General features: G+C 54.7%; 15 protein-coding genes. 14 read left to right on the top strand and 1 reads right to left on the bottom strand.

All coding sequences use genetic code 11. The features are described from left to right. Positions 1-37: 37 nt before the first annotated feature. On the bottom strand, positions 38-925 hold the full coding sequence (locus tag MKY82_RS19335; RefSeq protein ID WP_194543212.1) for an AraC family transcriptional regulator: 888 nt from the start codon (positions 923-925) through the stop codon (positions 38-40). 191 nt (positions 926-1,116) lie between these two features. On the opposite strand from MKY82_RS19335, the gene MKY82_RS19330 reads away from it, so the two are divergent. The 14 genes from MKY82_RS19330 to MKY82_RS19265 all read left to right on the top strand — a co-directional run bounded on the left by MKY82_RS19330 (position 1,117) and on the right by MKY82_RS19265 (position 21,630). Further along, complete coding sequence (locus MKY82_RS19330; RefSeq protein ID WP_339294140.1) at positions 1,117-2,166, top strand: Gfo/Idh/MocA family oxidoreductase; 1,050 nt, start codon at positions 1,117-1,119, stop codon at positions 2,164-2,166. 234 nt (positions 2,167-2,400) lie between these two features. Continuing rightward, positions 2,401-4,653, top strand: coding sequence for a helix-turn-helix domain-containing protein (locus MKY82_RS19325; protein WP_339294139.1), 2,253 nt, complete (start codon positions 2,401-2,403; stop codon positions 4,651-4,653). A 446-nt stretch (positions 4,654-5,099) separates the two neighbouring features. Beyond that, positions 5,100-6,728: an extracellular solute-binding protein gene (locus MKY82_RS19320; RefSeq protein ID WP_220684863.1), complete on the top strand. Its 1,629-nt coding sequence runs from the start codon at positions 5,100-5,102 to the stop codon at positions 6,726-6,728. 93 nt (positions 6,729-6,821) lie between these two features. Then, positions 6,822-7,724: an ABC transporter permease subunit gene (locus MKY82_RS19315; protein WP_220687382.1), complete on the top strand. Its 903-nt coding sequence runs from the start codon at positions 6,822-6,824 to the stop codon at positions 7,722-7,724. Positions 7,725-7,750: 26 nt separating this feature from the next. Beyond that, positions 7,751-8,626, top strand: coding sequence for a carbohydrate ABC transporter permease (locus MKY82_RS19310; protein WP_339294138.1), 876 nt, complete (start codon positions 7,751-7,753; stop codon positions 8,624-8,626). Between the two features lie 27 nt (positions 8,627-8,653). Then, on the top strand, positions 8,654-10,423 hold the full coding sequence (locus tag MKY82_RS19305) for a hypothetical protein (RefSeq protein WP_339294137.1): 1,770 nt from the start codon (positions 8,654-8,656) through the stop codon (positions 10,421-10,423). Continuing rightward, positions 10,420-12,645, top strand: a complete 2,226-nt coding sequence (locus tag MKY82_RS19300; protein ID WP_339294136.1) for a glycoside hydrolase family 88 protein — start codon at positions 10,420-10,422, stop codon at positions 12,643-12,645. Before MKY82_RS19305 ends, MKY82_RS19300 begins: the two co-directional genes overlap by 4 nt. Positions 12,646-12,780: 135 nt before the next feature. Continuing rightward, positions 12,781-14,646, top strand: coding sequence for a 3D-(3,5/4)-trihydroxycyclohexane-1,2-dione acylhydrolase (decyclizing) (gene iolD, locus MKY82_RS19295; RefSeq protein ID WP_339294135.1), 1,866 nt, complete (start codon positions 12,781-12,783; stop codon positions 14,644-14,646). 22 nt (positions 14,647-14,668) lie between these two features. Continuing rightward, on the top strand, positions 14,669-15,577 hold the full coding sequence (gene iolE, locus MKY82_RS19290) for a myo-inosose-2 dehydratase (RefSeq protein ID WP_339294134.1): 909 nt from the start codon (positions 14,669-14,671) through the stop codon (positions 15,575-15,577). Positions 15,578-15,829: 252 nt separating this feature from the next. Then, entirely contained in the window at positions 15,830-16,843 is a 1,014-nt protein-coding gene (gene iolC, locus MKY82_RS19285; RefSeq protein WP_339294133.1) for a 5-dehydro-2-deoxygluconokinase, read from the top strand. A gap of 97 nt (positions 16,844-16,940) precedes the next feature. Next, positions 16,941-18,386 (top strand): CoA-acylating methylmalonate-semialdehyde dehydrogenase, encoded by a 1,446-nt coding sequence (locus tag MKY82_RS19280; protein ID WP_339294132.1) that lies wholly within the window; start codon positions 16,941-16,943, stop codon positions 18,384-18,386. A gap of 24 nt (positions 18,387-18,410) precedes the next feature. Continuing rightward, on the top strand, positions 18,411-19,445 hold the full coding sequence (iolG, locus tag MKY82_RS19275; RefSeq protein ID WP_339294131.1) for an inositol 2-dehydrogenase: 1,035 nt from the start codon (positions 18,411-18,413) through the stop codon (positions 19,443-19,445). Positions 19,446-19,670: 225 nt separating this feature from the next. Then, positions 19,671-20,471: a 5-deoxy-glucuronate isomerase gene (gene iolB / locus MKY82_RS19270; protein ID WP_339294130.1), complete on the top strand. Its 801-nt coding sequence runs from the start codon at positions 19,671-19,673 to the stop codon at positions 20,469-20,471. A gap of 148 nt (positions 20,472-20,619) precedes the next feature. Beyond that, positions 20,620-21,630, top strand: a complete 1,011-nt coding sequence (locus tag MKY82_RS19265; RefSeq protein ID WP_339217949.1) for a LacI family DNA-binding transcriptional regulator — start codon at positions 20,620-20,622, stop codon at positions 21,628-21,630. The last annotated feature ends 187 nt before the right edge of the window (positions 21,631-21,817 follow it).

Here is a 21,817-nt window from a genome sequence, read left to right as displayed (position 1 = left end):
GATATAGTTCGCAAAGGATTGATTCTGAAATCAGGGTTTATAACAGTCTAGCCTGGGAAGGTGTCATGCCCTTGTACTGTTTGTACAGCTTGGTAAAATAATTCGGGTTGCTGCAGCCGACGATGCCGGCAATCTCGGTGATGGTTAAAGTCCCTTCACGAAGCAACTTCTCCGCTTCATTCATTCGGGTTAGATTGACGTAATCCACGAAAGTGCGCCCTGTTAAACGCTTGAACATTTTGCAAAAATGAAACGGATTCAAACCGACCGCCGCCGCGGCGGCCTCAACCGACAATTTCTCGCCGATGTTGCTCTCGATGTGTTGAATGAGTGTTTTATAACGGTCCCGATTCGCAAAATACGGCTCGGCCGTCTTCTCCGTGAACGGTGCGGGCATGAATGTGCGCGCCAGCAGAACGAACAGGGTGTACAGCTTGGACTTGGCTACAAGCTCATAGGCTGGACGACGCGTTACAAGCTCTTCAATGACTTCATCCAGCAGCGGATAGCAGTCTGCGCCAGCTGGGTGGCTCTCGGCAGGCTTGACGGGGAAACGGAGCCGGCCTTCCATATAGGGAGCGACATAACGCGCATGAATCGGATCATGAAGGAAATCGTTAAAGAGGGATGCATTCACCACGACACAATCAAATCGTACGTCGCCATCTTCAAGCGCATATCCCACGTGAAGGCTGCCGCCGGGGATGATAATGACTTCCCCGGCCTTTACGTCATACGGAGTTGTATCAATATGGAATACCGCGTGTCCTTGGCGCATGCTAATGATCTCAAAGTGCTCATGCCAGTGGAGATACAGGATACAGTCTTTCATTTTGGCATGGGAGCAGAAGTTATGAAATACCTGCACGGGATAAGCTTTGTAGTCAAGTCTCGTATTCTCATGAAGCTCTCTTGGATTGGACAAGCGAATTCACCTCGAACCGCAAGATTAGAGTGGTAATGCACAAGGTTGTATAGAGAAAATGTTGAGTTCCGCCATTATAATGAAGTTGCTTCACTTACAATAAGCCAATATCGGAATGATGACAACGGGTTAGGAAAAAGATTTGTAAGCGGTTTACGACAATATGACGTATTCAGGGGGAGTTAACAAGCATGAACACGACATTTAAAGTTGTGATAGCAGGATGCGGCAGTATGGCGAATACATGGGCGGAATATGCAAAAGGGCGTGAGGACGTTGAAATCGTGGGCCTCGTGGATATCCAGGAAAAGTTTGCACAGGCATTTGCTGACCGACATGGGCTTTCTTGTCCCATCTATACAAATATTACGGAGGCTCTTACTTCAAGCGGAGCGAATATCGTATTTGATGTGACCATTCCGGCCAGCCACTATGGGATTAGCACGGCAGCGCTTAAGCACGGGTGCCATGTATTCAGCGAAAAACCGTTAGCGGAATCGATGACGGAATGCCTGGATATCGTGAAGCTGGCCGAGTCTGTGGGCAGAACGCATGCCGTCATGCAAAACCGCCGATTTGACCCGCGAATTAGAGCGTTCAAGGATTTGATCGATAGCGGCGCGATTGGAAAGCCCGGTTTTATAGGGGCGGATTTTTTTCTGGGCGCCCATTTCGGCGGGTTTCGGGACCTGATGGACAGTCCATTGCTGCTCGACATGGCCATTCACACCTTCGACCAGGCCCGAATGATCAGCGGAGCCAATCCGGTATCCGTGTACTGTCAGGAGTTTAACCCGCCGGGGTCCTGGTATGCCGGTAACGCGATGGCGATATGCATCTATGAAATGTCGGACGGCTCCGTGTTCAATTACCGCGGTTCCTGGTGTGCCGAAGGTGCTCAGACCTCCTGGGAGGCCGCATGGCGCGTAACGGGAGAGAGAGGAACGGCAATCTGGGACGGTCATGATGAGATTTATGCGGAGTTCGTGGCGGAAGGGGATCAATCAGGAAATTTCATACGGAGGTATGAACGGACGGAAGGAACGCTGCCCGTCATGGAGAAGACCGGACATCATGGCTGCCTGGAACATATGTTTTATGCCCTCGAAGCGGGCATCAAGCCGGAGACGGATTGCAGCGACAACGTCTACAGCATGGCGATGGTGCTGGCTGCCTTGGAGAGTGCCAAGACGGGACAGAAAGTCATGATATCGGAGTTCATGAAGGGAACAAGTGAGTAGTTTCGGCGGCATTTTCATACAACTCTAGCCTTGGCTGGAGGATGGCTTGCACAGGAATGTGTTGTCTGGGGAACAAAAACATATAGGGTACAAGGAGCCGCGGGGATTCGCGGCTTTTTGGTTTTGCGTTGCAGGAGTCCTTCCTTTAAAGACATCCCTCTTCCAGTGGGGGACAAAGCCGTGCTACAATAAAGGACAAGCATAAGTAAAACGCTTAACCTGGAAGAGAAAGGAATGACCTCTTTGCAGCAAAACTGGTATCGCAAGCTGCTTCTTTCCTATTTTCCCATTTTCCTTATCACCATTACCATTATCGTATTTCTTTCTTTCATTATGTTTAATGAGGCTTCACGCGAAGAAGCGGCCAAGGCAAACGGGATATCCACGAGATTTATTATGGAAGACCTCGACCGCTCCATCCATGCAATTGAGATGAACGTGCTGAACGAAGTGGAGACGAGTTCCCTATACTCGAGCTATCTGTTCAGTACCCCGTCATCCGACCAAAATTTGATGTATTCGCTGGTGAAACGACTTCGCGTGCTGCAAACGGACAGCGACATGATTGAATCGGTCTATTTGTACCGTCATTCGGATCAGTCCGTGCTGACTACCAGCGGACAGAGCTCCCTCTCGTCGTTTCCGGACCGTTCATTTATCGAGCACGCCGTGAAGGAGCACGATTATCGGGGCTGGTCGGCCGTACGCTCCATGACGGGTCTCGGGGAGAACGAACCGAAGCAGGTCATCTCCATGTACAAAAATTTGCCGCTCCCCTTCGGAAGCCAGGGACTGCTGGTGATAAACGTCAGCATGTATCGGTTGGAGCAGATGATCAATCCGATGATAAATGACAGCGTTTCCTTTTTGAATATTCTGGATTCCAGCGGGGAGCTGATCTTCGAAGCATCCCAGACGGGAGAGGATAACCGGGCCAAAGAAGGCAAGGTGCTGACAATGCTGCAATCGGAACAGCTGGGTTGGACTTTTGAAAGCGGCCTCCGTGCGGGCCAGCTCTATGCTTGGGTGTCGGTCGTATCCTATATCTGGGTCGTCATCGGGTTCGTGACCGTGGTGCTTGCCGTTATTTACATCGTTTATATTAGCAGGCGGAATTATCAGCCGATCAAAGCCATGATGAACCGCATAGAATCCATTCAGCTGAACATGCCGCAGGTGGCTAAGGATGAATTATCCGTGATCGACAGCGCGCTTGAAAGCCTGATCAACAGGTCCATGGATTATGACAAAAAGCACGACGAGAATCTCCAGCTTCAGCGCAGTCAGCTGTTTATGGACCTGATCGGCGGGCACAAGCACGAGGAGGAGCTGCAATCGAGGATGAGCGAGCTGACCCCGATGACCTTGACGGAACAACCGGTTGGCTACGTTATGATGCTCGGTGAAATCAATGATTACAGCGGCTTTCAGGATGTTCATACCGCTCGGGACCAGAATGTGTTGAAGTTTGCCTTGATGAACGTGTTCCAGGAGCTTTCACGCAATGCCGGCTTCAACAGCTGGCTCGAGTGGATCTCCGGCAGCCGCGTCGGTATTCTGATCGCGCTGCCGGAGGTAAAGGACGAGACTCGTCCGGCCCTGATCCATGCTGCCGAGGAATGCCGCGGCTGGGTTGAGGAAAAGCTTCGCCTGCCTTTGAGCTTCGGGCTGGGCAGTACGGTCACCGGGCTTCACGAGATCGGGGCCTCGTACCGCTCCGCCTCGGAGGCGCTCGGCCATAGACTGGTAATGGGGGATCATGGCGTCCTGGTTGGCGATGAGCTGTCCAAGGAGGATTTAAGCCACCTGCTTCCTTATCTGACGGAAATTTCGGAGCTGGTCAAGGACTTTCGCTTAAATAACGATGGCTGGAGAACCCGTCTGCAGGATATGTTCGTTTCGTTCAAGGAGGAGCGGTTGAAGGACGATATCATCCGTTCTCTGGTCAACAGCATGCTTCAGCTGCTGTCCCGGGAGGTTGGGGTGTTATCCGGCGAGCTGCGGAATCAGCTTTCGGAGAGCAAGGACCATATGCTGGCGGGAGCAGCGACCCTGGAGGAGCTGCAGAGCAGGATCAGCGATGAGTTAACGGAAACTTACCGTACTTACGTTGCGCTCAGTGAAACCAAAAGCTACCGGGCGATGATCAGCGAGATGAAGCACTATATCGAAGAGCATTTTGAAGATCCGGATTTATCCCTAAAGCATCTTAGCGACCGTTTTCAGATTTCAGGCAAATACGCAAGCTATCTGTTTAAAATGGAATACGATATGAAGTTCGTTGATTTCCTGGTTCAGCTGCGGATGAAGCGGGCGGAGGAGCTGCTGGCGGAGACCGAGTTCTCCATACAGGAAATTGCGGAGAAAATCGGGTATGCAAACGCCATTACGTTCGGGCGGGTGTTCAAACGGACGGCCGGTGTGACGCCGGGAGATTACCGCAAGCTGAAGATGAAGCCGTCTCCTGGTATGGAGCCGGGATCATAAACGAGCGGCTTGGATTGCGAAAGCAGTTTATGACTATAGTTTATCAAGAAGCGGGTGCAGAAGTTTCCGATTGGGAGCAGCACCCGTTTCGTATTTTTGCATATGCACGGCAAATTTCAAGCCTGGGGCTTCATTTAGCGGGACGTTCAACATACGGAACAAACCGTGGATGCAGCAAGGTTTAAGGCGATCGTATGAAAACAGTTTATGATGCGAAAATAGTCATTGCTAAACCGAGAAACCGTGTAACCATGCGCATTCTGGGGTTTGGAATTTGGTTTATTGTCATACCCGGGCCTCTGAGGCATACTGAGGACACCCCACGGGTTAAGCGCTTACATGAATGGATCCCAAAGCAGCGCAGGGATGTATCCGCAGGATATATTCAATTAAGAGAACGGCGCGAACGGTAGGGCAATATCAAAATAAGAAAAGGGGATGTAACTATGGCGGCAAGCAAGAAAAAATGGGGCAAGCTCGCAAAGCTCTCGCTCGTCATGCTATTGGCTGGAACGGTCGTATTATCCGGGTGTTCATCAGACTCGGGCGGCAGCACCAATACTTCAAGCGGAAGCGGAGATTCCGGCTCTAAGGATGGTAAGCAGGTCACGCTGAAGGTCGAAATATTTGATCGCGGCAATACACCGAAGCCATACACCATAACCGACAGCTACCTAACGAGATACATCCAGGACAACTTTGGAACTCCTAACAACATTAAGATGGAATTTGTACCGGTACCCCGTTCGGAGGAGATCAAGAAGCTGAACGTTCTGATGGCCAGCGGCGGCAACGTGCCGGATATTGTTTTTACGTACGACACCCCTACCTTCAATCGCTACGCGGAGCAGGGCGGACTGACGGAACTGACCGATCTGATCAACGAGCACGGTCCGAACCTGAAGGAATTCCTCGATGAGGACGCGATGAGTTACGGCCAGTACATGGGCAAACAGTTTGCCGTTCCTGGAAAGCGGGCTTTCCTGGGTAAGTATTCTTCCTTTATCCGTACCGACTGGTTAGAGAAGCTCGGCATGGACGTGCCACAAACCACGGATGAGCTGTACGAGGTCTTGAAAGCTTTCAAAGAAAAGGATCCGGGCGAAACCGGCGGCAAGGTCATTCCTTTCGGCATGACAATCGAACCGGCTCAATACGATCCGTTAATCTGGTCCTTTATCCAGCCGACCACGGATGAACAGAAGTACACGCAGCTCCAAAAGCTCGGAGCGAATGACTACCCGACCCTGCTTCCGGGCTTCAAGGATGCGCTTCAATTCTTCAACAAGCTGTACAATGAGGGGCTGATCAGCCGTGACTTCAGTTTGGACGAAGACAAGAAGCAGTTGACCCAGGATGTAACGAATGGCCTCACTGGCTTCCTGACAGAGGATTATCCGAACTTGTACTATGCGGACGGCACCTATGATACGCTGCTGAAAAACCAGCCGGATGCCAAACTGGAACCGATCGATCCATTCACCAACTCCGAAGGCAAGCGCGCGAAGCCCGAATATGCGCCAAACGGCATGTATATCATGATTCCGAAAACAAGCAGCCATGCTGTGGAAGCGATTAAATACCTGAATTGGATGGCCGATCCTGCCAATCTGCTGGCTCTGCAAAACGGCGTGGAAGGCGAAAATTATGAAATGGTGGACGGCATTCCCGTCATGAAGACCGACGCTCCTCAAGATGTGATTGATCGTCTTTACAACTCCGGCGACATTGCCATTATCGCTAACGGTAACTTTGTTGGCGACGAGGCACAGAACCGGGAGAAGCTGACGACCAACTTCCCGGAGAAGTTCCAGGATCTGCACCGCAAGGCCGTCGAAATAGCGGCAACGGATACGTTTAAGCCGGTCAACTTTGACCGACCGATCGAAGCCGAAGCGAAATACGGCACGAACCTCCAAGCCAAATACGAAGAGATGATCGTAAAGACGGCGATGGCCAAACCGGAAGACTTCGAGAAAGTGTTCGAAGCTACGATGAAGGATTACATGGTCAGCGGCGGCCAGGCGATTCTTGATGAGCGGACCAAGGTTTATCAGGAGATGCAATCCAAATAAAGATACTCCGCAGCGGGACAAGGGAAAGGACGGCTATATACAAGAGGCCGTCCCTTCGCTCCCGGCGTCATGAGCAAGGAGAGGATGATTCAGATGAGAGGAACCGTTTACCTGCGCCGGTACTGGCAATTATATGCACTGCTTGTTCTGCCTTTGGTCTACTTTATCATTTTCAAATACGGCCCGATGTGGGGCGTTCAGATTGCTTTTAAGGATTTCAATTTCTTCCAGGGCATCACCGGAAGCGAATGGATTGGACTGGATGCCTTCCGAGAAGTCTTCCAGACTCAGGACTTTTATAAAACACTGCGCAACACACTGATGCTCAATCTGCTGGATCTCTTGGTTTCATTTCCGGCCCCATTGATTCTGGCCATTATGCTGCATGAACTCCGAATCCGATGGTTCAAACGTTTATCCCAAACGATATTGTATATTCCCCATTTTATTTCATGGGTTATTATAGGCGGCATTGTATACCAGGTGTTTGGCACGCAATCCGGCATGATCAACAATATGCTGATGGCGCTCGGCTTTGATTCGGTGCCTTTTCTAACCGAAAAAAATACATGGCTCATCACCTACCTGGCGACGGGTGTATGGCAGAGCGCAGGCTGGGGAACCATCCTCTATCTGGCTGCCTTAACCGGGATCAACAAGGAGCTGTTTGAAGCGGCGGAAGTGGACGGGGCAGGCAGGTTCAAACGAATCTGGTATATCACGCTGCCGGGCTTGAAGACGACGATTGTAACGCTCCTCATCATCAACCTCGGGAATATGATCTCGATCGGTTTTGACCGTCCGTTTGTCATCGGCAATAAAGCGGTCATGGATTACTCCGACGTGCTGAGTACCTATGTGTACCGGACCGGTCTGGAATCCGGGCAGTATACGCTGGCGACGGTGGTCGGCCTGTTCCAGGCTGTCGTTGGCTTGGTCTTTATCCTTGGAGCCAACTATGCATCCAAAAAACTGACGGACGAGTCCATCATTTAACGTTTTTGCAGAAAGGAGTATCACTCATGAGCGAGCGTGTGTCGAACCGCGTTTTTGATACCGTAAACATCATCCTGCTTGCACTTTTTGTACTTATTTGCCTGGCACCCTTTTTCCATATTATCGCCATCTCCTTCAGCTCAAATCGTGCAGTAACGTCAGGTGACGTGACTTTGTTGCCGGTAGAGTTCAGCCTTCAGGCTTATAAATCCGTATTCTCGGATTCCAGCATGATCCGGTCTCTCGGCTTTACGGTCATGCTCACATTGCTGACGACGGTGCTGTGCATGATCATGACGATGATTGCCGCTTATCCACTGACAAAAAAGAAGCTGAAAGGCCGCAAAATCTTCATGTTTATCATCATTGTGACCATGTTCTTCAGCGGGGGCATTATCCCGGAATACATTCTCGTGAAAGACCTGAATTTGCTGGATACGATTTGGGCCCTGGTTCTTCCGGGACTGATCAGTCCGTTCTATCTGATTATCCTGATCTCCTTCTTTAACGGAATTCCGGAAAGTCTTGAGGAAGCGGCCGAAATTGACGGCACAAGCCAGATCGGAACGATGCTTCGGATTATTCTGCCGCTGTCATTGCCGGTCATAGCAACGCTAAGCCTGTTCTATGCGGTCGGGCGCTGGAACGGATTTCAGGACACGCTGTTGTACATTACAAGCGAAGAGCTGTATCCGCTCCAGCTGAAGCTGTATCAATTGGTACAGAACAATATGATAACGGATCTGACCCGTAACGAGGGACCTGCAGCGGGTGTCAGAGCAACCACGGAAAGCTTGAAAGCGGCCAGCGTCGTATTTGCCACGGTGCCGATTCTAATCGTGTATCCATGGCTGCAGCGTTACTTCGTCAGCGGCGTGATGCTGGGAGCCGTGAAGGGTTAAGGACGACGGATATCAGGAGGATCGTATATGTATAGCAAAGTTTTTGAAGTCAATGACGGCTGGGTTCGGGAGGGGACGGACCGCCAGATTATGGAGCAGGCACATCGCTGGTATGGCGGGGTTCGTACCTTGGAGAACGGTTTGCCCTCACCCAACCATAACAGCGGGACACCGACCGCCATGGCGATCTGGGCCGCCGCGCTTTGCAATCCGGCATCCGAATACTACCACAGCAGGGAGCTGGCGAACAGATTAACGCTTGCGGCGCGTTATATGCTGGAGACTCAGCATAGCGACGGTACGATCTCGCCGGGCTGGACGAATTTTCATTCTCCTCCGGATACGGCGTTCGTCGTGGTTGGTTACGCGCAAGCAGCGCAGCTGCTTCTGGCCGACGGTTGGGAAGAGCTGAAGGGAGCAGCGGCGGATATGCTGCTGTTTCTGGAACGGACCTTGCCCGCGCTGATTACCGGAGGCTGCCATACGCCGAATCATCGGTGGGTCATCTGCGCGGCGCTGGGCTTCTTGAATGAGCTCTTTGATTCGCACGATGCCTTGAAGCGGGCGGAGGAGTGGCTCGCCGAAGGCATGGACGCCACGGCGGACGGGGAGTGGACCGAGCGCAGCAACGGGATCTACAACGTCGTCAGCGACGTCATGCTGATTCATGCGGCCAGGTTGCTGAAGCGTCCGGAGCTTCTGATCCCGGTCCGTGCCAATTTGAAGATGATGTCCTATCTGGTTCACCCGGATGGGGAGATCGTTACCGAATATTCCGGGCGGCAGGATTTTGGTCAAAGCTTCGATATGTCGGGATATTTTCTGCCGTGTCTGATGATGGCCTCGCTGGACCGTGATCCGGTATTTCAGGGGATGGCGGAACAGTCGCTGTCTCTGCTGAAGCATCCCGGCGGAGCACCGACCAACGCAGCCGTTCGGCTGCTCTTGGATCCGGGGCTAAAGCGCCAGGGTGCGGAGATAACGCCGATGCCGGAGCATTATCGCGTCGTGCTGAACGGAGAATTTCCAAGGGAGCGCTACCTGTCCGGGTTTGCAGGTGCCGGTCATCACGGTGTCATCCGTTACAGCCGGATGCATACGGATTTTGGCGCTCCGGTCGCCCGAATCCGTGAAGGACATACCAGCGTGACCGTCAGCACGGAAATGTCCTCCTTCTTTTCTATTCGTCATGGAGCGGCTCGTTTGCTGGGTGTGCAGTTCGCCTCCTACTTCGACCCCGGCTTTGTCAAGATGAGCCGGATGGCGACGTTGGAGGATGGGTATCGGTTATCCGGCGAACAGGAGAAGGGCTACAACGGGCCGGTGCCGGAAGCCGATCTGCCTGCAAGCACCGAGGCAGACATCAGCCCTTGGTATCTGCTGCCGCATCACCGCCGTCCCCAGACGCATGTGCAGCAGCATAAGGTGAGGGTGGACGTGCTGGAAACCGTTGATGGCTGGAAGCTGGTCATTTCCTCGACGGAGCCGGAGGAAGTCGTATCGCAGATCTCGCTCATATTTCCGGCAGCTGGAGCCCTTAGCGGTGGAGAGCTTGCTCCCGCCGGCGTGGATGCTCAGTTCTGGATGGAAGGGAGCATTCGCTACGAGATGGACGGCGAGTGGATGGAAATTAGCGGCGGCGAATTTCAGCACACAGCGGCGGGCGTCCGGGAAGCGGTTTATCCGCTTGGGTGCCGAACGCTGCTGCTGAACGTGGTAACTCCGTTCGAGAAGGAGATTCACATCAAGCTTTCTCCGGCAGAGCAAGCTCAAACGGAAGGAAGTGGAGCTTCATGACAAGCTATATCGAAGCTCGTGAGAGCATCCGGTATTGGTTGGGCGATGATGATGCCGGAGTGCTGAAGACCATTGCCGACCGCTACATCGGAGCGAACCCGGAAATTCCGTTCTCGCTGCGCTCGTTCGCTGAAACAGGTATTCTTCAGACCGAGGAAGGGTTCTATAATTTCAACTTCGGCGACCGGTTCCGGGATGCGAGGCCGGGGGACGCCGCCTATGCGCTTGGCTTGGTCTGGAGCGACGATGAGCGTTCGCTTGACGCCGGGATTATGCCGTTCAGCCCTGTACGGTTCTATCTGAACGATCAGCTGATGTACCGCTCGGGAGCCGAGGACGAGATGAAGCCGGATGCAAAAATCGTTGTTCCGCTTGTTCTGAAACCCGGCTGGAATACGCTGCTGATTGAGGCGTGCAGGACCGAAGCTGGCTTCGGCTGCCGATTTGGCTCCCAGGAGGGCAAGGTCAGAATTTTGCAGGTGTTATCCCCGTTTGCTGATCGGAAGGAAGCTGCCGGTTGGGCGTATGCCGGGCCGTTGACCGCCGGCATGTTCGGAGAAAGCGGTATCTTTCCGAATGCCCACGGAACTGAAGGCGAGACCGGTGTTAGCTGGCTCCCGGTCACAGGCTGGAGCGAGGAAGAAGCGGAGAAGCCGAATTTTGAGCGTATGTTTGGCTTGCCGAAGCTCCCGGTATCGGGTTATGCCTGGAGCCGATTGCATGTGCCGGCAGGCGTTGACTGTGTTGTGCTTAGAGGCCGCGCTCTGGGGCGGACGGAAGTATGGATCGACGGGAAAGCCGTATTGGATACTCAAGGGTGCGGCAATTTTGGCTGCGAGATTCCTGCTGCGGCCAGCCGAGGGGATCTTCTCGTACGATGCTCTAGCGGGCCATCCGGATGGGGATTTGAGCTTGAGGCCTATGGTTCAGAGAAAGAGCTGGACTTTGTGCTTCCGGTTCAAGTCCAGGGCGCACCTTCTCCGTGGCTATTTGCCGGGCCGCTGGCTGCAGAGAAGGAGGAAATACAGAAGGAGGTGTGTTCGGTACGACGGCTGTTCCCTCGCGCGGATAGCGGCGGTTTGACCGGCTGGTCCCTGGATGCGCCGGGCCGCCGGGTCAGGCCGTTCTATGAGAACGCAATGCTGAGCAACAAATGGACCTCCGGTTCTGCCACCAATTTCGGGCGCTGGGACTATCCGCTTGGGGTGACGATGTACGGCCTGCTTCAGACGTCGCGAATCCTGAAGCGGCCGGATATTGCGAAATTTGCTCACGCGCACATCGACATCTGTACTTCATGGTATGAATACGCCGTTTGGGATCGGGATACGTATGGATTTCCGTCGATTAACCATCAGTTGGTGCTGATCAAAATGCTGGACAACTGTGGTTCCTTCGGCTCTGCGATGCTGGAAGCATACACGGAAAGCGGTAATCCGGACTATTTGAATGTGGCGGAAGTGATTGCGGACTTTATGACGAACCGCCTGGAACGTCGGGAAGACGGCGCCTTCTACCGTCTCTGCATCTCGGAGTACTCTGCGGATACGATGTGGGCGGATGATCTGTACATGAGCACGCCTTTCTTGTCGCGGTACGCCGAAATTACAGGCGATTCCTCTTATCTGGATGACGCGGCCCATCAGTTTTTGAGGTATCGGGAGTATCTGTTTATGCCGGAGGAAGGCGTGATGAGCCACGTGTTTGACTTCAAATACGGGAAGGCGACCCGAATTCCTTGGGGGCGTGGAAATGGCTGGAGCCTGTTCTCCTTGTCCGAGCTGCTTGAACGCCTGCCGGGGGAGCATAAGGATCGACCGGCCCTGCTTGAATTCTACCGTGAGCTGTGTGCCGGGATCGCTTCCTACCAGGGAGAGTCAGGGCTCTGGAGACAAGTCATTACCGATCCGGAAGCATATGAGGAAGCATCCTGTACAGCCATGTTCGCCTATGCCTTTGCCAGAGGCGTGCGGTTCGGCTGGCTGGAGAATCCCGCACCGTTCGCCGATGCCGCCATTCGGGCATGGCAGGGGCTGACCGGAAAAGTCATCGATCGCCGCGGCAGCGTGCACGGGGTATGCAGCGGGTCCCGTTATTCCTTTACCGGGGATTATTACAAGCATGACCTACTCACCGTGGTGAATGACAATCACGGGACCGGCATCATGATGCTGGCGGGCGCGGAAATCATAAAATTGAAAGGCATGCTGGGCGGCAAGTAAGGCATACACTTTCTTTAAAGCGCTTAACCCTTAGTTGGTTAGGCGCATAGATCTAATAGGTTAAGCGCTTAATTCACATAATGTTTCTTTCTTAGGCTGCAATGAAGATGAAAAGTTGAAAAGGAGATGAACCGGTTGACGACGACACGATTAACGATGGCACAGGCGCTGCTGAAGTTTTTGGATGCACAGTACGTTTCCGTCGATGGAGTGGAGACGAAATTCGTGCATGGGGTAATGGGAATATTCGGACACGGCAATGTAACCGGTCTTGGCGAGGCCTTGGAACGAAGCGCGGGTGACCTGGTTTATGTTCAGGGCAAAAATGAGCAGGGCATGGTGCATACCGCTGCGGCATACGCGAAGCAAAAGAACCGGCGGCAGATCTGGGCCTGCACCTCGTCCATCGGACCCGGTGCGCTCAATATGGTCACCGCGGCAGCTACGGCAACGGTGAATCGCATCCCGGTGCTGCTGCTGCCTGGTGATAACTTCGCCTGCCGCCAGCCTGATCCGGTGCTGCAGCAGATAGAGGCCCCGTCGGATTATACGGTATCGGCCGCAGATGCTTTCAAGCCGGTGAGCCGGTACTGGGATCGGATATCCCGGCCGGAGCAGCTTATCGCGGCCGCCCGCCAGGCGATCCGTGTGCTTACTGATCCGGCGGAGACGGGAGCGGTTACGCTGGCGCTGCCTCAGGACGTGCAGGCTGAGGCGTACGATTATCCGGATTCGCTGTTTGAGAAAACGGTACACGTCATCGACCGCCGCCCGCCGTCGGCGGAGCGACTGAAGCGTGCGGCGGGACGGATTGCAGCCAGCAAGCGTCCGCTCATCATTGCCGGTGGAGGCGTGCACTACAGTGATGCAGCCACCGACCTGGCTGCATTTGCGGAAGCTTTCGGCATCCCGGTCGCAGAAACGCAGGCCGGCAAAAGTGCGCTTCCCTGGAACCACCCCCTGAACCTGGGCGCCATGGGCGTAACGGGCTCGTTGGCGGCAAATCGCGCTGCCGCTAAGGCCGATCTGATTATCGGTATCGGCACCCGATATTCGGACTTTACCACGTCCTCCAAATGGGCGTTTCAAAGGGAGGATGTATCGTTCCTGAACCTGAATGTCAACGGTGCGGATGGCGCCAAGCTCGGCGGCGAAGCGCTGATTGCCGATGCGAAGGAAGGGTTGAAAGCGCTGCACCAGGAGCTGTCTCGGGTTGGCTATCAAGCGGGTTACGAAGATCGAGAGCTTGCCGATTTGAAAGCAGCGTGGGACTGCGAGGTGGACCGCTTGTACGCTGCCGAGCATCCGGACGGCTTGTCTCAGACAAGAGCCCTTGGCGTCATCAATGAGGTCATCTCCCCATCTTCCATCATCGTCTGTGCCGCAGGCAGCCTTCCGGGAGACTTGCACCGGTTATGGAGACCTTCCGAACCGAAGACGTACCACATGGAGTATGGCTTCTCCTGCATGGGGTATGAGGTGAGCGGCGCCTTGGGAGCCGCTCTCGCGGAGCCGGACCGTGAAGTCTATGCGCTGGTCGGCGACGGCAGTTACCTTATGCTGCACTCGGAGCTGATCACCAGCTTGCAGGAAGGCCGCAAGATTACGATATTGTTGTTCGACAACCACGGATTCCAATGTATTCATAATCTGCAGCGGAGCAACGGCAGCGACGGGTTTGGCAATGAGTTCCGACGCCGCGAAGTGGGGACGGGTCGCTTGACAGGTGAATACCTCCCGATTGATTTCGCGGCACACGCTCGTGCGCTTGGCGCTAAAGCCTACAAGGCCAACTCGCCGGAAGCACTGCACGAAGCACTTCTCCTGGCGCAGAAGGAAATCGTCACGACGCTGATCGAGATTCCGGTCGTTCCGGGGACGAACACCGATGGTTATGAGTCCTGGTGGCGCGTAGAGGTGCCGGAGGTGTCGGCCTCAAGCAAGGTAACCGAAGCGCAGCGCCAAATGGCTGCCCGAAGCAAGGAAGCAAGACCCTACTAAACAAAACAAAGGAGCGCTGGTTATGAGCAACAGGCACTTCAAGCTTGGGATCCATCCTATTAACTGGGTCGGCGAGGACGTTAGGGAGCATGGGGACGACACGACCTTTGAGATGATTGTAGATGATATTGCGGCTTTGGGACTGACAGGTACGGAGATGGGAAGAAAATTCCCCAAGGATCGGACTGTGCTGAAACGGGAGCTGGATGCGCGCGGCATTCAACTGGTTTCCCAGTGGAAGTCGGTGCTGTTCTCTGATCCCGATTACCGGAAGCAGGAGCTGGAGGATTACCGGCGGCACGCGGAGTTTCTGGCCGGGTTCGGCAGCAAAGTCATCAGCACGGCGGAGGTTGGGGGATCACTTCACTTCGATCCCCGACGGACGCCGAATGAGAGTATCGTTCTCCGTCTGGATGACGCCGGATGGGAAAGCCTGGCGGAAGGACTGAACCAGGCTGGCGAGATTGCGGTTAGTTATGGCATGAAACTGGCTTACCATCACCATGGCGGCACGGTCGTGGAGCAGCCCGACGAAATCGACCGCCTGATGGCCATGACCGATCCTTCGCTGGTGTTTCTCCTGTACGATACCGGTCATGCCTATTACGGGGGAGCAGATCCGCTTGAACTGCTCCGCATGCATTATGAGCGGATTGCGTACATCCATCTGAAGGATGTCCGGCTTGATGTTTTGGAGCAGGCACGACAGGCTCGGTGCGATTTTGTGAGCTGCATTCGCAGAGGCGTGTTCACGGTTCCAGGAGACGGCTGCATTGACTTTGCGCCGATTATCGGCGAGCTCGTCAAGCGCGGCTATGACGGTTGGGCGATGCTGGAGGGTGAACAGGACCCTGCGCTGCATCCTGCAAAGGAGTACGCTCAGCAGGCCATCGAATACCTGGAACGGCTGGAAGGCCAGCAGAAACGATAGGGCTGAAGTTATGCGGCATGATCGTTGAAACCAGGCTCATGGCGATTCGACATCGCTCGAGAACACAGATAAAAGCATGCATAGCAGACAACCAGTGGCTCTCATTCGGGCTTCGATGGTTAAGAGCTGCAGCTGATCAGGTGTCAAAGGATAAAGAACTGCAGGTGATTACGGCCATTGGATAGCGGGGGCCATGCGTTTCTTGGTGCTCGCAGCTTGGGCCGATCTGATCAAGGAGAAGGAGGTTAATCCATGAGTGAAATCACGTTCAATAACGAAAAACCGTTGGATTTCGTGGCTGTAGGGAGGCTCTGCATCGACCTGAACGCCAATGAAATTAACCGGCCGATGGAGGAAACGAGCACGTTTACCAAGTACGTGGGCGGATCACCCGCCAACATCTGCATCGGGATGGCACGTCTGGGGCTGATCACGGGTTTTATCGGCAAGGTTGCGGACGATCAGATGGGACGTTTTATTACAAAATACCTTGAGAATAACGGGATTGCGACTAAAGGCGTGTCCACCGACTACACGGGAGCCGTGACGGGTCTGGCTTTTACTGAGATCAAGAGTCCCACCGACTGCAGCATTCTGATGTACCGCGACAACGCCGCGGACTTGCTGCTGGAGACAGGGGACGTGAACGAAGAGCTGATCGCCTCCGCCAAAATGGTGCTGATCTCCGGAACCGCGCTCTCGGCCAGTCCTTCCCGGGAAGCCGTGTTTCTGGCTCTGGACTATGCCAAGCGCCACGGGGCCGTGATCGCGTTTGACCTCGACTACCGTCCGTACACATGGAAATCTCCGCAGGAGACGGCGATCTACTACAATTTAGCGGCGGAGACATGCGATATTATCCTCGGCACGCGCGAGGAATTCGACATGATGGAGCAGTTCGGGGGCAACCCGGAACGAAGCGACCGCATCACGGCCGCCAAGTGGTTTGATTACAACGCCAAGATCGTGATTATCAAGCACGGCAAGGAAGGTTCCATCGCGTATACCCCTGGCGGTGCCAGCCATACGGCACAAAGCTTTCCGGCAAAGGTCATCAAGACGTTCGGAGCGGGAGATTCATACGCCGCCGGTTTTCTGTACGGCCTGATGCAGGGCTGGCCCATCGAGCGCTGCATGGAGTTCGGCAGCGCGGCGGCAAGCATTGTCATCTCCAGCCACAGCTGCTCCGATGCGATGCCGACGAGCGCGGCGGTTCACGATTATATTGAGCGCTGCAAGCGAGGCGAAATCACCTCCAATTCCTGAGTTTAGTTCATGGTCAGTAGCTATATTGGAGATCTGTCACCACTGATGTTTTGTTGTGTTCTATTTTACTGATCCAATCGAAAGGGGCCAACCAGCCATGACGCAAACCCTGAGCAATTATATCGGGGGACAATTCGTTCCTTCCCGATCCGAAACCACCGATCCCGTATACAACCCGGCGACGGAAGAGATCCTTGCTTACGTTCCGCTTTCCACCAAAGAGGAGGTGGATCAGGCCGTACAGGCAGCCGCCAAAGCGGGTCGTGCCTGGGCCAAGACAGCTGTTCCTCGCCGCGCTCGCATTCTGTTCAAGTATCAACAGCTGCTCGTGGAGCACTGGGAGGAGCTGGCACGCCTGATTACGGCGGAGAACGGCAAAAGCTATGCCGAAGCCTACGGCGAGGTGCAGCGCGGCATCGAATGCGTGGAGTTTGCGGCCGGTGCGCCTACGCTGATGATGGGCAAGCAGCTTCCTGACATCGCCACCAACCTGGAGTCCGGCATGTACCGATATCCGATCGGCGTTGTAGCGGGTATCACGCCGTTCAACTTCCCGATGATGGTGCCGTGCTGGATGTTCCCGCTCGCCATCGCTTGCGGCAATGCGTTCGTGCTGAAGCCGTCGGAGCGCACGCCGCTCCTGGCTCAGCGTCTGGCAGAGCTGTTCGCCGATGCCGGTCTGCCGGACGGCGTTCTGAATATCGTCCACGGCGCTCATGATGTAGTCAACGGCATCTTGGAACATCCCGGCATTGCCGCTGTGTCCTTCGTCGGCTCCCAGCCGGTGGCGGAGTATGTGTACAAAACCGCTTCTTCCCACGGCAAGCGTGTGCAGGCCTTGGCCGGAGCGAAGAATCACAGCATCGTGATGCCGACTGCCGACTTGGATGGGGCCGTGACCCAGATCGTCAGCGCGGCCTTTGGTTCTGCCGGCGAGCGCTGCATGGCCTGCTCCGTCGTCGTGGCCGTGGGCGACGTGGCGGAGCCGCTGCTGGAGAAGCTGAAGCAAGCGGCCGATGAGATTACCATCGGCAACGGAGCGGACGAAGGCGTCTTCCTCGGGCCGGTTATCAGGCGAGCTCACAAGGAGCGCACGCTCTCTTATATCGAGGTCGGCGAGCAAGAAGGCGCCAAGCTGGTGCGCGATGGACGGAGCGATGAGGCCGTGAGGGGGGACGGATATTTTGTCGGACCGACGATTTTTGATGAGGTGACCAGCGAGATGAGAATTTGGAAGGACGAAATTTTTGCCCCCGTGCTGTCTGTCATGCGTGCGGAATCGCTGGAAGAAGCGATTGAAATTTCCAACCGCTCGGACTTTGCCAACGGGGCCTGCCTGTTCACGCAGGATGGCAGCGACGTGCGCCAGTTCCGTGAGCATATCGATGCCGGTATGCTTGGCGTCAACCTCGGCGTTCCAGCACCGATGGCGTTCTTTCCGTTCTCCGGCTGGAAAAATTCTTTCTATGGGGATCTGCATGCGAATGGAACGGACGGCGTGGAGTTCTATACCCGCAAGAAAATGGTAACGGCGCGCTGGTAGCCTTTAAGCAGAGGAGACGTTCATATGAAAACCATTAATATCGGCATTATCGGTGCCGGACGAATCGGCAAAATCCATGCGGATCATCTGCTGCGCATGCCTGGTGCAAAAATTGCGGCCATCGGCGATTTGTTCGCCGACGACAAGCTGAGGTCCTGGGCCGCGGAGCGCGGCATTCCTGTGGTTACGACTAATAGTAACGATATCTTGGAACATCCGGATATCGATGCCGTGCTGATCTGCTCCTCGACGGATACGCATGTCCCGCTGATCAAGCAGGCCGCGGCGAACGGCAAGCATATTTTCTGCGAGAAACCGGTCAGCATGAGCGTGGATCAGACCCGCGAGGCGCTGGCGGCCGTGGAAGCGGCAGGCGTAAGTCTGCAGATCGGCTTCAACCGCCGGTTTGACCATAACTTCAGCCGGGTTCGGGAGATTGTGTCCGCGGGGAGAATCGGGGATACGCATCTGATCAAGATTACCTCGCGTGATCCGAGTCCGCCGCATCCGGATTACATTAAAGTGTCCGGCGGGCTGTTTATGGATATGGCTATTCATGATTTCGACATCGCCCGTTTTTTATCGGGCAGCGAGGTGGTCGAAGTGTATGCCCAGGGAGCGGTACTCGTGGACCCTGCCATCGGAGAGCTGGGCGACATCGACACCGCCCTCACAACGCTGCGGTTTGAAAACGGAGCGCTCGGCGTCATCGACAACAGCCGCAAGGCCGTCTACGGTTATGATCAGCGGATCGAGGTGTTCGGCTCCGGCGGCTGTGTCTCCGCTGACAACGACTATCCAAGCACCGCCATTGTCAGCGGTCCGGATGGCGTTACCCGCGACAAACCACTGTATTTCTTTCTGGAGCGGTACAAGGAAGCGTACATGAACGAGACGCGGCAATTTATCGATAGCTTGCAAAACGGTACCGCGGTGCCAGTCAGCGGCCATGACGCCCTTCAGGCAGAGCTGATCGCCTTTGCGGCCAAGCGTTCGCTCCAGCAGGGCCGCCCGGTGAGGCTTGCCGAGCTCACCACCGGCATATCCTCCGCAGGCTAAACCTGAAATCAGAAGAGGCTGTAATTGGCAGCGGGCTGTCGAGAGGGGATGGCTAAGCTGGCTGAACAAGAAGACATCATCGTTTGTGTTCGCTAGCCTCAATATCTGCTTGAAATCGATATATGAGAAGCTGTCGCCCAAGCGCTGGAAGATCTTACTCAAACGGGAAAACTATCTGTTGGAGCTTCCTCATTTGCAGAGACAGAAACAAAAAGGAGGAATATCATGCCGAACTTAATTGTACCCCTAACGACGCCGGACCTGGACGGGCGCGTGCTGTCTATAACGCCGCAAAGCGCAGGCTGGACATATGTGGGATTTGAAGTATTCCGTTTACGGGAAGGACAGACGCTGAGACGAGTCACGGGAGATCAGGAAGCGGCTGTTGTTCTGTTAACTGGGCGAGCCGACGTGAGGGCCGGGGGAGAGAGCTGGCACAACATTGGCAAACGCATGAGCGTGTTTGAAAAGACGCCTCCCTATACGGTTTATGTGCCCTCACAAGAAGAGTTCGAGGTCACAGCACTAACTGAAATGGAGCTGGCGGTGTGCCTTGCCCCGGGGAAAGGCACGCATCAGGCCCGTCTCATCGCGCCGGAAGAGGTCGGCGTGGAGAACCGCGGGAGCGGGAGCATGTCGCGTCTGGTGCATAATATTTTGCCGGAGCAAAAGCTTGCAGACAGTCTATTGGTGGTCGAGGTGTTTACGGACGGGGGCAACTGGTCCAGCTACCCGCCGCACAAGCATGACCGCGACGAGCTGCCGGAGGAATCGCTGCTGGAGGAAACCTACTACTTCCGGGTTCAGCCGGAATGCGGTTTTGCCGTTCAGCGGGTCTACACCGATGACCGTTCGCTGGACGAAACAATGGCGGTCAAAGACGGCGAGGCCGTTATGGTGCCTGAGGGCTACCATCCGGTATCCGCGCCTCCCGGATATGATGTGTACTATCTGAACGTCATGGCGGGGCCGAAGCGAATATGGAAATTCCGCAATGATCCGGATCATGATTGGCTTATGAGATAAAGCTGGAAATCATGGGACGTGTTATGGACCAGGATCCTAAGGTGTGCATGTCTGCAGGCAGTAATAACGACTAAACGGTCTTGCGCTAAACGAGATGAAAGCTCATAATAAATTGAAATGCCAAATTTAAACAAATGGAGTTCAAGGGATGATAAGAGCGACTATTTATGACGTTGCGCGCGAAGCCGGCGTCTCCATTGCCACCGTCTCTCACGTCATGAACGGCAAGGGCAAGATCAGTCGCGAACGGCGTGAGGAGATTCTCGATATCATGCAACGCCTGAATTATCGGCCGAATGCGATTGCCTCAGCCCTCGCCGGCAAAAAAACCTATACCCTGGGATTGCTCGTCCCTGACATCTCGAACCCCTTTTTTGCCGAGATTGCACGATCGGTCGAGGATCACGGGCATCAGCTTGGATACAGCGTGATCATCTGCAGCACGGACAACCAGGAAGAGAAGGTAAAGCGCTATGTCAGCCTGCTGAGACAAAAGCAGGTGGACGGCGTTATTATCGGTACGGGCGTATCCCATGGCGAGCTGCTTAAGCCGCTTCAGGAGCATTCGCTGGCTATAGCGCTTATCGCTCGCGACAATCCGGCACTTGGCGCAAGCAGCGTTCGGGTTCATGACTTGGAAGGGGGCCGTCTGGCTGCTGAGCATCTGCTTCGTCTCGGTCACCGCAGGCTGGCGGTACTCGCCGAGCATGAACGGGTGACGAGCAGCAATGAGCGGGTAAGGGGTTTTGTCGAGGCTGCCGCCTTGCTCGGTTTGGAGCCGTCTCCCGACTATATGGCGGCCTGTGACCATAAGATCGAGGACGGATACCGCCGAGCCAAAGCTATTCTGGAGCTGGAGGAACCGCCCACGGCGCTGTTTTGCTGCAACGACCTGCTGGCGATCGGCGCCCTTCAGGCGATCCGCGAGCTCGGGCTGCGCGTTCCGGAGGACTGTTCGGTCGTCAGCTTTGACGATACGATTCTCGCCCGGGTAACCGATCCGCCGCTCACCGTTATTGCCCAGCCGATGGAACAGATGGGCCGCCTGGCGGTAGACCTTGTAGTCAGGAATCTGTCCAGCCAGGGAGAACCTCCACAGCGGATTGTGCTCCCCCCAGAGCTGGTCATCCGCCGATCCACGGCCCCGCCGCCGGGATAAAATCTTCTAGAGACAATCGGTTACACCAAGAATCATGTTCCAGTTAAAACGGACGACAGAGTCGTATTATGGGCAATGGCAGTTGATTTGCTGCTAGTGTTGAATAACGTCTCTAAAGTCCGTTTTTTGGTATACAATTTTATTTCGCTTACATAAGGTTTTCTTAGATTCGAGAGTATACGCCGAT

The organism is Paenibacillus sp. FSL W7-1279, assembly GCF_037969845.1.
Classification (GTDB): domain Bacteria; phylum Bacillota; class Bacilli; order Paenibacillales; family Paenibacillaceae; genus Paenibacillus_AQ.
This window is presented reverse-complemented; position numbering and strand designations above follow the sequence as displayed.

Bases quoted from the DNA above. Each gene is read 5' to 3' on its own strand.
- MKY82_RS19300 (WP_339294136.1), top strand. From the start codon at position 10,420: ATGACAAGCTATATCGAAGCTCGTGAGAGCATCCGGTATTGGTTGGGC.
- MKY82_RS19315 (WP_220687382.1), top strand. From the start codon at position 6,822: ATGAGAGGAACCGTTTACCTGCGCCGGTACTGGCAATTATATGCACTG.
- MKY82_RS19330 (WP_339294140.1), top strand. From the start codon at position 1,117: ATGAACACGACATTTAAAGTTGTGATAGCAGGATGCGGCAGTATGGCG.
- MKY82_RS19320 (WP_220684863.1), top strand. From the start codon at position 5,100: ATGGCGGCAAGCAAGAAAAAATGGGGCAAGCTCGCAAAGCTCTCGCTC.
- MKY82_RS19305 (WP_339294137.1), top strand. From the start codon at position 8,654: ATGTATAGCAAAGTTTTTGAAGTCAATGACGGCTGGGTTCGGGAGGGG.
- MKY82_RS19280 (WP_339294132.1), top strand. From the start codon at position 16,941: ATGACGCAAACCCTGAGCAATTATATCGGGGGACAATTCGTTCCTTCC.
- iolC (WP_339294133.1), top strand. From the start codon at position 15,830: ATGAGTGAAATCACGTTCAATAACGAAAAACCGTTGGATTTCGTGGCT.
- MKY82_RS19265 (WP_339217949.1), top strand. From the start codon at position 20,620: ATGATAAGAGCGACTATTTATGACGTTGCGCGCGAAGCCGGCGTCTCC.
- MKY82_RS19310 (WP_339294138.1), top strand. From the start codon at position 7,751: ATGAGCGAGCGTGTGTCGAACCGCGTTTTTGATACCGTAAACATCATC.
- MKY82_RS19325 (WP_339294139.1), top strand. From the start codon at position 2,401: ATGACCTCTTTGCAGCAAAACTGGTATCGCAAGCTGCTTCTTTCCTAT.
- iolE (WP_339294134.1), top strand. From the start codon at position 14,669: ATGAGCAACAGGCACTTCAAGCTTGGGATCCATCCTATTAACTGGGTC.
- iolG (WP_339294131.1), top strand. From the start codon at position 18,411: ATGAAAACCATTAATATCGGCATTATCGGTGCCGGACGAATCGGCAAA.
- iolB (WP_339294130.1), top strand. From the start codon at position 19,671: ATGCCGAACTTAATTGTACCCCTAACGACGCCGGACCTGGACGGGCGC.